12 protein-coding genes are annotated in these 16,264 nt (G+C 35.1%); 9 read left to right on the forward strand and 3 right to left on the reverse strand.

Annotation, left to right across the window (positions count from 1 at the left end):
• The first annotated feature begins 50 nt into the window (after positions 1 to 50).
• The 9 genes from Dongsha4_RS16365 to Dongsha4_RS16405 all read left to right on the forward strand — a co-directional run bounded on the left by Dongsha4_RS16365 (position 51) and on the right by Dongsha4_RS16405 (position 12,169).
• Positions 51 to 659 carry a class I SAM-dependent methyltransferase gene (locus tag Dongsha4_RS16365; protein WP_330203363.1) on the forward strand — a complete coding sequence of 203 codons (609 nt, stop codon included), beginning with the start codon at positions 51 to 53 and terminating at the stop codon, positions 657 to 659.
• 384 nt (positions 660 to 1,043) lie between these two features.
• Positions 1,044 to 2,879, forward strand: coding sequence for a molybdate ABC transporter permease subunit (modB, locus tag Dongsha4_RS16370; RefSeq protein WP_330203364.1), 1,836 nt, complete (start codon positions 1,044 to 1,046; stop codon positions 2,877 to 2,879).
• Between the two features lie 231 nt (positions 2,880 to 3,110).
• Complete coding sequence (gene cimA / locus Dongsha4_RS16375; RefSeq protein WP_330205462.1) at positions 3,111 to 4,742, forward strand: citramalate synthase; 1,632 nt, start codon at positions 3,111 to 3,113, stop codon at positions 4,740 to 4,742.
• Between the two features lie 161 nt (positions 4,743 to 4,903).
• Positions 4,904 to 6,562, forward strand: a complete 1,659-nt coding sequence (locus tag Dongsha4_RS16380) for a DUF6930 domain-containing protein (protein ID WP_330203365.1) — start codon at positions 4,904 to 4,906, stop codon at positions 6,560 to 6,562.
• A gap of 103 nt (positions 6,563 to 6,665) precedes the next feature.
• Positions 6,666 to 8,399: a gamma-glutamyltransferase gene (gene ggt, locus Dongsha4_RS16385; RefSeq protein ID WP_330203366.1), complete on the forward strand. Its 1,734-nt coding sequence runs from the start codon at positions 6,666 to 6,668 to the stop codon at positions 8,397 to 8,399.
• Between the two features lie 60 nt (positions 8,400 to 8,459).
• Positions 8,460 to 9,602 (forward strand): ATP-binding protein, encoded by a 1,143-nt coding sequence (locus Dongsha4_RS16390; RefSeq protein WP_330203367.1) that lies wholly within the window; start codon positions 8,460 to 8,462, stop codon positions 9,600 to 9,602.
• A 4-nt stretch (positions 9,603 to 9,606) separates the two neighbouring features.
• Complete coding sequence (locus tag Dongsha4_RS16395) at positions 9,607 to 10,380, forward strand: DUF3226 domain-containing protein (RefSeq protein ID WP_330203368.1); 774 nt, start codon at positions 9,607 to 9,609, stop codon at positions 10,378 to 10,380.
• 163 nt (positions 10,381 to 10,543) lie between these two features.
• On the forward strand, positions 10,544 to 11,740 hold the full coding sequence (locus Dongsha4_RS16400) for a 4-hydroxy-3-methylbut-2-enyl diphosphate reductase (RefSeq protein WP_330203369.1): 1,197 nt from the start codon (positions 10,544 to 10,546) through the stop codon (positions 11,738 to 11,740).
• Positions 11,741 to 11,884: 144 nt separating this feature from the next.
• Positions 11,885 to 12,169: a metalloregulator ArsR/SmtB family transcription factor gene (locus Dongsha4_RS16405; protein ID WP_330205463.1), complete on the forward strand. Its 285-nt coding sequence runs from the start codon at positions 11,885 to 11,887 to the stop codon at positions 12,167 to 12,169.
• Between the two features lie 14 nt (positions 12,170 to 12,183).
• On the opposite strand, the gene recN is transcribed toward Dongsha4_RS16405, so the two are convergent.
• The 3 genes from recN to Dongsha4_RS16420 form a co-directional block, all read right to left on the reverse strand.
• Positions 12,184 to 13,929: a DNA repair protein RecN gene (gene recN, locus Dongsha4_RS16410; protein WP_330203370.1), complete on the reverse strand. Its 1,746-nt coding sequence runs from the start codon at positions 13,927 to 13,929 to the stop codon at positions 12,184 to 12,186.
• Positions 13,930 to 14,088: 159 nt separating this feature from the next.
• Positions 14,089 to 15,390, reverse strand: coding sequence for an MlaD family protein (locus tag Dongsha4_RS16415; RefSeq protein WP_330203371.1), 1,302 nt, complete (start codon positions 15,388 to 15,390; stop codon positions 14,089 to 14,091).
• A gap of 14 nt (positions 15,391 to 15,404) precedes the next feature.
• Positions 15,405 to 16,199, reverse strand: coding sequence for an ABC transporter ATP-binding protein (locus Dongsha4_RS16420; protein ID WP_330203372.1), 795 nt, complete (start codon positions 16,197 to 16,199; stop codon positions 15,405 to 15,407).
• Positions 16,200 to 16,264: the final 65 nt, after the last annotated feature.

Below are 16,264 nucleotides of genomic sequence, written 5' to 3' on the forward strand. Positions count from 1 at the left end.
CAAATAGTAAATAGACTTCTTTGTACAATTTATTAAATGAATTTAAACGAATGAATACTCCTATTGTTGACACTAATAGAGATTGGTATAGTTATTATAATGCCGTTGCTAACCGTCCTCCGAGAAAGACCACTCTAACTGCTTTAGGGAGTTTTCCGCAATCAGGAATGGCGATCGACCTTGGTTGTGGTGATGGTAGAGACACAGTCCCCATTTTAAACCAGAATTGGCAAGTTTTAGCTATTGATCGAGAACGAGAAGCTATTAATCGGTTATTATCTCGCACTGATTGTGAAAAACAATTACTTACGACTAAAATCGCTAGTTTTGAAGACTTACAACTTCCCTCCGACATTGATTTAATTAACGCCAGTTTTTGTTTACCTTTTTGTTCTTCCCATGCTTTTCCCCAATTGTGGCAGAAAATTACTGCTTCCTTAAAAGTTGATGGTAGATTTGCAGGACATTTTTTTGGAGATCGAGATTCTTGGTGCGATCGAACTTATATGAACTGTTTGACAAAGCAACAGGTAAAAAATTTATTCACAAACTATGAAATCGAATTATGGGAAGAAGAAGAACATTTCGGCAAAACACCCTTAGAAGAAGATAGATATTGGCATATTTTTCACGTTGTAGCAAGGAAAAATAGATTTTGATAAAAATAGTTATTAAATTGATTTTACATCTTTTTTTCTAAGTTTAACCTGAGTTTTGGATAAGCTGAAAGCATCCCAAATCGTAGTCAGAAAACCTTATAACTTTTTCTTAGAAATAACGATAAAATTGCCTTAACCTGAACTAACGTTAAATATATTCAACCCCTACCACCTGCAACCTGACACCTGACACCTAACCTTGTTGGATATTCTTAAACCGAACTGAGGTTAAGTTTAATAGTTGTTATAGGTACAAAGAGAGTTAATGATCGCTCTTAATATCTTACTCCACAAGGTTTTTCTCATCTAACTCAGGCAAAGTAATATCAACCATCTTACCCTGAGCGAATTGTTGTAATTTATTCTTGAATTTACCATTGAAATATGATTGATTTAACTCCTGTTTGGATTTCCCTAAAAACTGCCATAACGGCGACTATCATCACTTTTTTTCTTGGTATTTTCAGCGCTTGGTGGATGTTAGGTTGCAAAAGCAAATTCAAGGCTGTAATTGAAAGTATTTTAACTGCACCTTTAGTTTTACCGCCCACCGTTGTCGGTTTTCTTTTATTGCTATTATTCGGTAAAAATGGCTTTATTGGGCAATTATTAGCTCATCTATTTGATTTTACTATTATTTTCTCATGGTATGCTACTGTTATTGCTTCTACAGTAGTCGCTTTTCCCTTAATGTATAAAACAGCATTAGGTGCGTTTAAACAAATTGATACTAATTTACTAGCTTGTGCCAGAACTTTAGGGGCAGGAGAATGGGTCATTTTTTGGCGAATTATGTTGCCCTTAGCTAAATATGGCTTAATGGCTGGAACTTTACTCTCCTTTGCTCGTGCTTTAGGGGAATTTGGGGCTACTTTAATGTTGGCGGGTTCGATTCCCAACAAAACAGAAACAATCCCCATCGCCATTTTCTTTGCTTCCGAAGGAGGTGACATGGATAAAGCCATGTTGCTAGTCATCATCATGTTAGCCATTTCTCTGGGAGTGATTAGCTTTGTTAATTACGCTACCGAAGGCAAAGGATTTGATAAATTGAAGCGTCATCATCAATCACGTGCTTATAACCTCCGATTCTGGGCAAAAAAACCTTTTTTAAGTTCTAAAAATCAGAATTATCCCTTACCTCAAGCCAAAATCGAGTTAGTGGTGCAGATTCAAAAACAATTATCAGAGTTTTGCCTAGATGTTAATTTTAAAACAGATCAAACTCCTTTGGGTTTATTAGGGGCATCGGGTGCAGGAAAAAGCATGATTTTAAGGTGTATTGCTGGACTAGAAACTCCCGATCGAGGTTTAATTATTTTAAATGGCAAAGTTTTATTTGATTCATCGCAAAAAATTAATTTACCCCCAAGAGAAAGGAATTGCGGTTTTTTATTTCAAAATTATGCCCTTTTTCCTCATTTAACTGTTGCAGAAAATATCGCCTTTGGGATGTCACCGAAACAATCCTATCGGGAAATGAAAACAGAAATTGAAAGACAACTAATTACTGTTGGATTGTCTGGGATGGGCAATTATTATCCAAAACAACTTTCAGGGGGACAACAACAAAGGGTTGCTCTAGCCCGTGCAAAGGCTAGTGAGCCTGAGATAATGTTATTAGATGAGCCTTTTTCTGCTTTAGATACTTATTTACGGGATAAACAAGAAAAATTGCTCAGAAATAGCTTAATTCATTATCAAGGAGTGACTCTTTTTATCACTCATAATTTAGAAGAAGCCTATCGAGTTTGTCCTCATCTTCTTATTATTGATCAAGGAAGTGCGATCGCATCTGGGAGAAAACAAGATATTTTTGAGCATCCTCCCAATTTTAGATCAGCACAACTAACGGGTTGTAAAAACTTTTCTTCTGTAGAAGTAATAGATCATAATAAAATTAAAGCACTAGATTGGAATTGCATATTAGAAGTAATCGAGCCAGTATCACCTTCCCTTCAACATATCGGGATTCGTGCTTATCATCTTGTCTTTCCTGATACCCATAATCAAATCAATACTTTTCCTTGTTGGTTAGCAACCATTAGTGAAACTCAACACCGTGTCACTTTATACCTCAAATTAAACCAACCTGCTAATCATCCCGAAGACTATCATCTACAAGCAGAAGTGTTTAAAGATAAGTGGATGCAGTTAAAAGATAGTTCCTTTCCTTGGACAATTCAATTGAATCCCTTAAAAATCATGTTATTTACCTAAGTTTGAGATAATTTTTTAAATTCTGTAAAGATACAACTAATAAACAGTTTTAGTAATGATGCCGTTTAAGAATTAGTTTCTCCCGAATACCCTAATCCCCTAATCTCCCCAACACCCGAATACCCCAACAACCCGATACATGATACCTGACATCTACCCTGATCCGATATTCTTATGCCGAACAGAGGTTATATAATAATTAGTGTGACTATCAAAGATAATCAAACGGCGATGAGAGAGAAAAAAATCTGGTTGTATGACACAACGTTAAGGGATGGAGCGCAAAGAGAAGGTATATCTTTATCATTAACAGACAAAATTAAAATTGTTCACAAACTTGATGAAATGGGTATTCCCTTTATTGAGGGAGGATGGCCTGGGGCTAATCCCAAAGATGTTCAGTTTTTCTGGCAGTTAAAAGAAACTCCCCTTAAACAAGCTCAGATAGTGGCTTTTTGCTCCACTCGTCGTCCTCATCAATCTTGTGATCATGATCCTATGCTCAAGGCTATTTTAGCGGCAAATACTCACTGGGTAACAATTTTTGGTAAATCTTGGGATTTACACGTTACCGAGGGCTTAAAAACCAGTCTTGAAGAAAATCTTGCCATGATTGAAGAAACTGTTGCTTTTCTTGTGTCTCAGGGAAGAAAAGTCATTTATGATGCTGAACATTGGTTCGACGGTTATCAAGCTAATCCAGATTATGCGATCGCAACTTTAAAATCTGCCATAAAAGGGGGTGCGAAATGGTTAGTTTTCTGCGATACAAATGGTGGCACTTTACCCCATGAAATTAGTCGTATTGTCTCAGAAGTGGTGAGTAAATTAAACCTGAACTTAGAGAAAGAAGAAGGAGTTAAATTAGGTATTCATACTCATAATGATAGCGGTACGGCGGTAGCAAATGCGATCGCATCTGTGTTGGAAGGAGTGACGATGGTACAGGGAACTATCAACGGTTATGGCGAAAGGTGTGGTAATGCCAACTTATGTACACTTATTCCCAATTTACAGCTAAAATTAGGCTACCAATGCCTTGAAAAAGACGCTTTAACCCAATTAGCCCCCAATAGCCGTTATATTAGCGAAATCGTTAACTTAGCACCAGATGATCATGCTCCCTTCGTTGGGAAGTCTGCCTTTGCCCATAAAGGAGGTATCCATGTTTCCGCCGTGGCTAAAAATCCTTTAACCTATGAACATATAGAACCTGAATTAGTGGGTAATGAACGAAAAATCGTCATTTCCGATCAAGCTGGTTTAAGTAACGTCATTTCTAAAGCAAAAAGTCTAGGTATCACCCTTGATAAAAATGATCCTACTTGTCGAGAAATCTTGCAAAAATTAAAAAATCTTGAACATCAAGGCTATCAATTTGAAGGGGCGGAGGCAAGTTTTGAATTACTGATTTTATCCGCATTAGAACAAAGAAAAAAACTATTTTCCATCAAAGGTTTTCAAGTTCACTGCGATATTTTAGCCTCAGAAAAAAATAATTGTAGTAATGCCCTAGCCACCATTAAGGTTTTAGTGGATGAGAAAGAATTATTAGAAGTTGCTGAGGGAAATGGCCCCGTATCCGCCTTGGATCACGCTTTGAGAAAGGCTTTAGTGCAGTTTTATCCCGAAATAGGTCAATTTCATCTAACAGACTACAAAGTGAGGATTCTTGATAGTACCGCAGGTACAGACGCAAAAACAAGGGTATTGGTAGAATCAAGTAACGGGGAAACCCGATGGACAACGGTAGGAGTATCCACGAATATTATCGATGCTTCTTATCAAGCTGTAGTGGAGGGGATAGAATATGGTATCTTACTGACTAAAGCAGAAATTAATCCTATTTCTGTCGGCAATTAGTAATTATTTTGCTATTAGCTATTAAGAGGCATTAAAATTGTTTTTCGGTTGCTTATTCTTAAAACTATCTATTTAACTCCTTGTTTTTTCCTCCATTACCAGTTTTTAATTGTTAATTTCTCTAATTTTTATTATTTTTATAACCAAACTTTTGATTATCCATGACATCATTACCAGAAAGCACATTAACCCGATTACAACGTATTCCTCAAGTCAAGAGTGTATGGGAGGGCGATCGGCTCCCCATTCTTGGTATGATGGACAATTTAGAACCAGAAATAGCAGAGAATAGCGATTGTATTATTTGGTTAGATGGTTCTGAAGGTTTTGTGCGTTCCATGGATATTGTTAGGGCAACCATTGGACCTGAAGCGGTGGTGAGGGCATTATTAAAAGCGATGGAGAATCCTCACAATCCTGCACAACCGGCAAGACCTGAGAAAATCATTGTGAAAGATCGGGAATTACAATTTTTTTTACGAGGTGTATTACAGGATTTAGATATAAAAGTTGACTATCAACCAGAGTTACCTTTATTAGACGAATTATGGGTTAATTTTCAGAATAATAAACCCCAATCAAATACCCATATTTCTCGGAGATTAATTTCTGCCTTAGAAGATGTGGCATTATCTTTAATTTGGAAACAGCAACCATGGCAATTTTTGTCAGAAGAAGAAATAATCAGAATCGATATTAATCAATGGAATATTGACAGTCTTTATGCTTGTGTAATGGGAATGTTAGGGCAGGAATTTGGTATTATTCTTTATCGTTCTCTTGATTCTTTAAAAAGTTTTCGTCAGAGGGTGATAGATTTAAGCGAATCAGAAGAGGAAGGAGAGTTAGAAAGCACTTTTTTACAACAGGATTGTTGGTTTCTTAACTTTAATGAGGAGGAAATAGAAACATCTTCTTTTCAGTGGCATAAAAGAGATAATGATGTTTCCGCTATTTTTGGTAGCATTCATCCCTATGAGGGTATTCGCTCGTTGAAAGAGGAAGAGGAAATTTATCCTATTTATGTGGCGTTGAAGTCTTTAGGTTTGTTTATTCAAGATAATGAGGAGTTTTTGATTCTCGATGAAGTTGACTTATTGAAGAATGAGTATATTATTGATTTTCCTTTCGATGATGATTCCATTAAAGTTTCTGTTTCCACTATGCCAGAGTTGACAGAGGAGTTAGAAAGTGCCTTTGATGATGAGGATGACGAAGATTATTTATATGACGATGATGAAGATGATGAGGGCGACTTCTCTATTTATGATGATTTAATTCCTGCAGGTACGTTAGTTTCTTTCTTAGAAATTGAGGGGGATTTTCTTCGTTTCTTTGATGATAAGTCTTTTAGCTGTATTCACAAAGACGCTGTGGTATCTATCCAAAAAAAAGTTTCTGATCAAGGTTTTCCTGCCATAATTTTACAAACAACCAGACCAAAAGCGAAAGAATTAATCAATAATCTTCAACAAGAAGAAGGTGTTTTGCAAATAACATTTGGACAAGGTTATGATCCTTATGAAGATGAAAGTTATGAACTAGGTATATTAGAAACAGGAGATAATAATCACTATATCTTTGCACAGTTTCCTCAATATAGCGGTCAAAAAGGAGAAAAAAACTGGTCTTCGATTATTGAAAATTGGATCAAAAAAGTAGCTAAATTTGACGGCTATTGCGGTATTCTAATTGCTATGGGTTCAACAGGTGCTTCTCGTGGCAATCCTCAAACAAAAGACTTATTACACTTATTTTATTGTCGTTTCACTTCCGCAGAATCCCTTGGTTTAAAAAGACTAATCATGTCTCTTGAATAAATTTTCATAGGAAATGAAGAATAGTTAACTGTTAATTCCTAATTACTAATTCCTAATTGAAATCACCTTATTTTCTGAATATATCAATATCCTTAACCTCACAATGATTGCCTCTTTGAAAAAATACATTTGGTTAGTTTGCCTTATTTTTGTCTTTGTTATCGGAGTAGAAAGCAATCTTGCTCAAACTCCCATCTATGACACAGAAAGTATTTTTCACCCCGTTACTGCCCGTAGTGGTATGGTGTCAAGTCAAGAAAAATTGGCTACTCAAGCAGGTTTAGAGGTATTGCAACAAGGAGGTAATGCCGTTGATGCGGCGGTAACAGTGGGATTCGCTTTAGCCGTAACCTTACCTCGTGCAGGAAATATTGGCGGTGGTGGTTTTATGATGATTCATCTTGCTGATGATAACCAAAATATTGCCCTAGACTATCGAGAAAAAGCTCCCCTAAAAGCAACAAAAAATATGTTTCTCAATGACAAAGGAGAAGTAGATAGTAATAAATCTCGCTTTAGTCATCTAGCTGTAGGAATACCGGGGACAGTTGCGGGACTTACTTTTGCTTTGGAAAAATATGGCACAATTAGTTTAAAAAGGGCTTTGCAACCGGCTATTGAATTGGCGGAAAAGGGTTTTCCTGTTACTCAAGATTTTTATGACTCTCTTTTGTTTTCTCGTCCGTATTTAGAGAGAAACCCTGCTAGTGAGGAAATATATTTTCCTAATGATAATCCTCCTCCTATTGGCTCAACATTCCAACAACCACAATTAGCTCAAACTTTAAAATTAATTGCTAAGGAAGGGAAAAAGGCTTTTTATGAAGGAGAAATTGCCAGAAATATAGTTCAAGAAATGAGTAATAATGGTGGCTTAATTACCTTAGAAGATTTAATGAGCTATGAACCTAAAATAAGACAACCAATCCAAGGAGAGTATTTAGGTTATCAAATTTACTCGATGCCTCCCCCAAGTTCAGGAGGTGTTCATTTAATACAAATGTTGAATATTTTAAAAGGTTTTGATTTAAAAAACTTAGGGCATAATACTGCTGATACCATTCATTTAATGGCAGAAACTATGAAATTAGCTTATGCCGATCGCAGTTTATATTTAGGAGATCCTGATTTTTTTGATGTCCCTATCAAGGGTTTAATATCTCAAGAATATGCAGATTTTTTAAGAGAAAAAATAGATAAAAATAAAGCAATTCCTAGTAATGAAATCAGACCAAATAATCCTTTTAATTTTCGAGAAAGTCATGAAACAACCCATTACTCTATTGTTGATCAGTATGGCAATGCAGTAGCAAATACTTATACTTTAAACTTTAGTTATGGTACGGGAATAACAGTGCCTAATAGTGGTTTTTTGCTTAATAATGAGATGGATGATTTTGTCGCTAAACCCAATACTCCCAATGCTTATGGCTTAACAGGAGGAGAATATAATGCGATCGCACCTGAGAAAAGAATGCTAAGTTCGATGACTCCCACTATTATTACTAAAGATGGAGAAGTATTTTTAGTAACTGGTAGCCCCGGAGGAAGTAGAATCATCACTACTGTTTTACAAATAATTATCAACGTTCTCGAATTTAACCTCAATATCGCCGAAGCAACTGTTTCCCCCCGTTTCCATCATCAATGGTTGCCTGATGAATTATTACTAGAAAAAGGCATCAATCAAGATACTCGACAAATATTAGCCGAAAAAGGACATAACTTAAAAGATAGTCGAGCAATGGGTAGCACTCAAAGTATAATGAAACAGGATAAATTTCTATATGGTTTTTCTGATCCTCGTAGGAGAGAAGCCCTAACCCTCGGATTATAATTACACTATATAAAATTGACTATTTCAAAAACTTTTTTCCTTATTATTTACCTGTTATAAATGAGTCAAATATTAGAAGATCTAACAATTTCTGGTTTTCGTGGTTTTCGAGAAATTAATTTATCCGATATGGGTAATATTAATATTATCGTTGGAAATAACAATTCAGGTAAAACAAGTATTCTTGAAGCTATAGCACTTTTTTGCAATCCACTTGATCCTGTTCGCTGGTTTGAAATTTCAAAACGCAGTTTTTATTCTGCTAGGGCTTTACGTTATCGACCTGATTTAGAATCAATTCAATGGATTTTTCAAAAACAGGAAACATCATCTAATCAAGAAGAATCTTATCAAAAATTAATCATTAAAGCTAATGGTAACACTTCTATTAAAGAATTAAACGCAAAAATTGAGAAAATTTCAGGAATAAAAGTTAGTGAAGTTCAAGATAATGAAATAGAAAATGATAGTGAAGATGCTGAAATAGAAGAAAATATAGCGGACATTGATGGAGACATAGAATCTCAAGGACTAGAATTAAACATTCAAACCAAATATCTTGAAGAAGATAATTTAATTAAAAATCAAGAAATTAAAGAAAAATTCCAGTTTTGGGAAAACGAACGTTTTATTTCTAAAAAAAGAAAACAAGAATTTATTAATACTAATATAGTCTCTCCCGCTTATTCTAATTCTGTTTCAATCGTCTTATCAAGACTCATTTTAGAAGATCAAAAAAATAAAGATGAGGTATTAAATTTAATCAGACTATTTGATGAGCAAATTATAGACATAATGATTCTTACCCCCAAACATTTTGGGAATCTCTATATTAAACACGAAAAATTAGGATTACCCCCTTTAGATATTTTTGGAGACGGCATAAAAAAAACCATTACTATGGCTTTAGCGTTGCAATCTGCTAAAAATGGCATACTATTAATTGATGAAATTGAAACTTCTATTCACGTATCCGCTTTAAATAAAATTTTTTCTTGGTTAGTAAAAAGTTGTTTACAACAAAATATACAATTGATTGTGACAACTCATAGTATCGAAGCTGTAGATGCAATGATTAGTTGCGATAATTCTGTAGATAATATTGTTGCATTTCAACTTAATAATACTGATAATTCTGTCAAAAGATTTTCAGGAGATTTATTAACAAGGTTACGTTTAAATAGAGGGTTAGATATTCGATAGAAAAATGAAATATTGTTACATTGTTGCTGAAGGAATACATGATATAGAATTTTTAACAAAAATAATTAAAGAATTATTTAACCTATCCAGAATCAAAAAACGTTCGCTAGTTAATCCGTTTTGGGATGAATTAATACCAAAAACATTTCCCATGAATGATGATTTATTAAAACGTATGCCTGTACCTTCATTCATTCAAAATGAGCAGTGTTCTATTGCTTTACATAATGCCACTGGAATTAATAATATTGTCAAGACATTAGAGGAAAGTTTAAGTGTGATTGAGACATCAAAATTGTTTAGTATTGGTTTAATTTTAGATGCTGATACAAAAGACAAACCGCAAAAAAGATTTAAAGATTTAATCCAAGAATTGTCAAAAAAAATAAAAATGATTAATTTTACATCTTTACAACTAGGGGAAGTTAATATGAGTAATCCTCGATTTGGTGTTTTTATTTTACCCGATAATCAAAATCAAGGTACTTTAGAATCTATTTTAATGGAATGTGCCAAAATTAATTATCCTGATTTACTAGAATCAGCAACAGAATATATTGAAGGATTTGATCAAACTAAATTAACGGTAAAAGAACTAAAAGAATTTAAGAAATTAGCAGGTAAAAATAAAGCAATTATATCCAGTATTAGTAGTATTTTAAAACCAGGAAAAGCAATACAAGTTTCCTTACAAGACAATAAATGGATAGATGAGAAAACCATTGAGTTAGATGATATTATTCTTCTCAAGAAATTCATCACGGATTTAATCTTTTAAACCTAACAATTCTAACTTAATTAACGAATCCTCATTAGATTGCGTTGCATAATCGGTAGTGAAAAATATTGAGATAAATATTTTATAGATGCAATAAGTTTGTTGATTAAGATATTCTAGGAAGTAGCCAAAATAAGACTATTGCTTAATTTCTATAATATCTATGGATACTAAAACATTTAAACGTACTCTACAACAATCCGATAATTACCATCGTAAGGGATTTGGACATCAAGAAGAAGTTACCTTAACTCTCAATCAAGAATATCAAAGTAATTTAATTCAAACTATCCGTCAAAATAATTATCAAATTACCCAAGGAAATGTAACTATTCGTTTAGCAGAAGCCTTTGGTTTTTGTTGGGGGGTAGAAAGAGCAGTAGCTATGGCGTATGAAACTCGTACTCATTTCCCTACAGAAAAAATCTGGATTACCAATGAAATTATCCATAACCCCTCAGTAAATAAACGTTTAAGGGAGATGAATGTAGATTTTATTCCTGTTGATAGTGGTGTTAAAGATTTCTCTGTTGTCAACCCCAAAGAAGTGGTTATTTTACCTGCTTTTGGTGCAAGTGTCAGTGAAATGCAACTATTAAATGATAAAGGATGTACCATTGTTGACACAACCTGCCCTTGGGTGTCTAAGGTTTGGAATTCGGTGGAAAAACACAAGAAAAAAGAATATACCTCAATTATTCACGGTAAATATAAACATGAGGAAACCGTTGCTACCAGTTCTTTTGCGGGTACTTATTTAGTGGTTTTAAATATGAAAGAAGCCCAATATGTTTGTAATTATATTCTTAATGGAGGGGATAAACTCGAATTCTTGAATAAGTTTAAAAATGCCTATTCTGAAGGATTTGATCCCGATGTGGATTTAGTTAGAGTTGGTATTGCTAATCAAACTACCATGTTAAAAAGTGAGACAGAAGCCATTGGTAAGTTGTTTGAACAAACAATGATTAAAAAATATAATCCTGCCGAATTAAATGAGCATTTCATGAGCTTTAATACCATTTGTGATGCCACTCAGGAAAGACAAGATGCAATGTTAGATTTGGTAGAAGAAAAACTCGATTTAATGGTGGTTATTGGTGGCTTCAATTCTTCTAATACTACTCATCTTCAAGAAATTGCCATAGAAAACCAGATTCCTTCTTATCATATCGATAGTTGCGATCGCATCTTAGAAGGTAATAAGATAGAACATAAACCCTTAGACAAAGACTTAGAGATTCAGGAAAACTGGCTACCAGAGGGAAAAATTATTGTGGGAATAACTTCTGGTGCGTCCACTCCTGATAAGGTGGTAGAAGATGTCATCGAGAAAATATTTGCTTTGAAATCCCATTAAACAAATTTTTGAATTTTGATTAGTTTGGTGGATTATTTCCACCCCATAAACAGTAACTAAAGTGTTAGGTGTAGCACTAATTATGATCGAATTAGGAGAAAACAACCATTGTCATCTGTAACAATTGAGTCACAAAAAGAAGTAATGTCGGGTTTCCGTGCTTTATCCGATACCATTAGAATTCAAGTGTTAGAATTATTACGCACTAGAGAGTTATGTGTGTGTGAAATTTCCGAAGTTTTGGATATTAGTCAATCTAAATTATCTTTTCACTTAAAAACTTTACGAGAAGCAAATTTAGTTAATAGCCGTCAACAGGGAAAATGGACTTACTATAGTCTTAACTTATCTCAGTTAGTGGCTTTAGAACAATATCTAGCTGAGTTTAGACGCAACACCGTTTTACTTCCCACCCGTCTTTGTGAATAGGGTTAGAGTCATTCTTAATTGCTTGGTGATAACAGTATTTGCTCTTTTCTGGTTTGTGCCATTTCTAGCAAAGAATCAGCAAATGCGATCGCATCTTCCGCCGAATGTCCTCCCGTTAACTCCGCCAATTCATCACGGCGATGGATTTCCTCTTCTAAATGTCGTACCTGTACAATAGTTCTTAAATCCTTACCCTCAGACGATTCTTGCAACTGTTTTTCCACTCGAAAATGATGATCCGCCATAGCCGCTACTAAGGGTTGATGGGTGACACATAACACCTGATGATGATGACTTAATTTATGCAACTTATCAGCTATAGCTTGTGCAACTTTCCCCGAAACCCCCGTATCAATTTCATCAAAAATTAGGGTTTTATCATCTCTTTGAGCCTCAGAAAAGCAAGATTTTAAAGCCAAGAGAAAACGACTCATTTCCCCTCCCGAAGCAGTCATAGCTAGGGGTTGTAAATCTTCCCCCGGATTAGGACTAAAATAGAATTCAACTTGATCAGCTCCCCAATAGTTAGGATTAATAGGTGTCACCCGACATTGAAACTGTACTTTTGCCATGCCTAGGGGCTTCAATTCTTGGGTTAATTGGGTTTCTAGGTTTTTTGAAGCCTTCGTCCTCAAATCGGTTAATTTGGCACATAAATCGAGCATTTTTTGCTCACTAGCAAGGTATTTTTGTTCTAACTCCTCAATGGACTGACTATTATCCGTTAATTCGGTCAACTCTTTTTGTAAATTATGGTAATAATCAATGACATCCCCCAAATTTGAGCCATATTTACGACAAATACGCTTTAAAAGCCTAATTCTTTCTTCTATCTCCTCTAATCGCTCTGGATCTGCCTCTAAACTCGATCCATAACTATAAATTTGTTGTCCTGCCTCCACCACCTGATTTAAGGCTTCTTGCACCATTTCCAGTATGCTTCCCAATTCTTTGTCATAATTCACCATATCTCCGATAATAGATTGAGCTTTACCCAAAATATCCGCTACAGCTTGATTTTCATCAGATTCACTTTGATATAGTAATTGATAGGCTTGATAACTTAATTGTTGCAGTTCTACTACATGAGTGAGGCGATCGCTCTCTATTTCCAACTGTTCCAACTCATCAGCCGATTCCAAATGTACGGCACTTAATTCTTTAATTTGATGTTGTATTAAATCAAGACGTTGAAGGCGTTGTTGCTCCCACTGACGACGAGTTTCAAGAGCTTCTAAGGCTTTTTGAGTTTTAGCAAAGGCTTGAGACACTAATTGCCTTTGTTTACCTAATTTTTCTCCTCCATAAGCATCTAATAAATCTCTCTGAGTCGTGACAGATAATAATTGCCCTGTTTCTCCTTGGGCTGTTACTTCCAGAAGTCGATCTCGTAATTGATTAATTACAGTTTTATTAATTACCACTCCATTTATCCGACAACGAGAGCGAAAATTATCTTTACTCATACTCAACTCTCGACTACAAATCACTGTACCATCATGGAAAGATTCTATTTCTTGAGCCTCCAACCAATCCTCTAATAACGGGGATGAATAAAATGTCGCTTCAACAATAGCTTTTTTTGCTCCAGTGCGAATCATCCTCTGATTAGCTTTTCCCCCCAAAACCACATCAATCGCATCGAGGATAATTGATTTCCCCGCACCAGTTTCCCCTGTTAAAACATTTAACCCCTTACCAAACTCTAATTCTATATGATCTACCAATGCAAAATGATCAATGCGAATAGTTATCAGCATTCATTTCCTAACTACACATCAAATATATGTCATGATATATTATTTCTGATGATTGTGGCTAAAGACATACTGCACAGCACGCATCTCATTTATTTAAAGAATTAAACTATGGGAAAATTTTTATTGCCTATGAAAAATGAAAAATAGTGAGACAACTGTTTATTTTGTCATTGTTTCTATGGTATTTGGGAGTTTCTGGGAGGTAATGCCCCATTTATCTTTACTGCTTTTGGCGGTTTCTTTGTCTAATTCTTCTAATAAAATGGCTAATTCCACTTGTTTTTCTAATAAATCTGTATAAGAAACCAAATTACTTAAACCATCTACTAAATTCTTTAAATTACGTCTAAATTGGGGATCTCCTGTAAATTGATCTATATCTGATGTAATTTTGGCGGTATTGGCAAAGGTAACTCTAGCAGAGTCAAGGGTTTGTTGTAGGGTAGCAAGATTTGTTGGGTTATTTAATTCATCAGCAATGGTTTTTAAATCACTACTAATTTGGGCAAGATTTTCACTGGTTGTGCCTAGGTTTTGAGTAATTTTTTGTACATCTTTTTCATCTATTTTTGCTACTAGGTTATTCGTTGTTTGAGCAACCTGACTAATATCGGCGGCAGTTTTGCTCAATGATGCGATCGCATCTTGGAAATCAGTTTTATTATCGGCAATAATTTCATTAAGATTAGAAGCTAAAAGATTAATTTGAATGGCTGTATTGGTATATTCAGAGCCTAATTTCTCAATTTGAGTGGTAGCAGTATTAGCAGTATTTGACAAAGTATTGGCAGTGTTGGATAAACTATCAGCAGTCCTTCCGATACTGGTAAAAGTATTGGAGATGGTATCCATTTCTTTTTGAATTCTGTTAGTAACCCCTGTAACTTCTTTAGTTAAAACAATAAACTGCTCTGTAGCCTTATTGGTATTATCAACAGCAGTATTCAGATTATCAAAAAAAGTTTGATCATCAAAACTATTAGCCAATCGAGCTAAACTTTCAATTAAATCAGGACTAGCTTGAGCAGGTATCTTCTCGTTATTACACAATATCAATTGTTTTTGATCACATTCTTTTCCTAAAGGATTAATATCTTCTCCTACGTTGCTTAAAACCCCTTGAGGAATTATATTAACACTCACCTCTCCCAATAAACCAGAACGAGTAGTAGAAACAGTTACATCTCTGGGAATGGGTAATTTATTATTAATTTCCGTCCACACTTCCACCCCATTACTTGTGGGTTGAATCGAAGCGACACGCCCCACCGCTACTCCCCGAAAAAAGACCCTTGCACCTTCCCTTAAGCCTCCAGCGTTCTCAAACATCAATTTTATTTGATAATTACTGCCCCGTAATTGATCCTTTTTCAAGAAAAAAACTATACCCCCAAAAACCAGTAAACCGAGCAATAAAAACAAGCCCACAGAACCTTCTCTCATTAACCTTGAACGAATCATTAATAACCCCCAATTTATTGACTAATAACTTTAATCGGTCCTTGTGTGTTAGCACTAAAAAACTGACGTACTAAAGGATTATCGGTAGTATCAATGTCCTTGACATTACCCTGCCATTGAATTTTACCATCATATAGGAAAGCGAGGCGATCGCCTGTTCTGCGAATTGTACTTTCTTGGTGAGAAACCATGACATAGGCACAAGATTCACAAACACTACTTTTAAGAGTACGCACAAGATCTTCTACCACCGTTGAAGCAATAGGATCTAATCCTGCGGTAGGTTCATCATACAAGATCACGTCAGGTCTTTCCAAGGGTTTTTCCGGATTGTAAATAACAGCCCTCGCAAAACTAACTCTTTTACGCATTCCCCCAGATAATTCTGCTGGAAAAAGATTTCCCGTAGAAGGAGGTAAACCCACCATTTCTAAGGCTCGATCGACCAATTGACTGATATAGTCATAATCAAGGTCAGAATGTTGATAAAGGGAAAAGCCGACATTTTCTCTTACACTTAAAGAGTCAAAAAGAGCGGCTTGTTGGAAAACCATACTTATATGAATAGGATAATCTCCGTCATCAATTAAACTGACTCTCTTTTCCCCTTTGACATAAATCTCCCCCGCATCGGGTTGCATAAAACCTGCAATTAATCTTAAGATGGTTGACTTGCCCGTGCCACTAGGTCCAATTACCACTAAAGCATCTCCCTCGTAAATTTTCAAATCGGCATCTTTGAGAATAACTTTATTCCCGAAAGCCTTGCTAACTCCTTTTAATTCTATTAGTGGTTCTTGTGCGGTCATTCCATTACTCTTAAATTTTTGACAACAACTAATTAATAATAAATAAAAAATACTTTTACAGTCTT

It is taken from the genome of Cyanobacterium sp. Dongsha4, assembly GCF_036345015.1.
Taxonomy (GTDB): domain Bacteria; phylum Cyanobacteriota; class Cyanobacteriia; order Cyanobacteriales; family Cyanobacteriaceae; genus PCC-10605.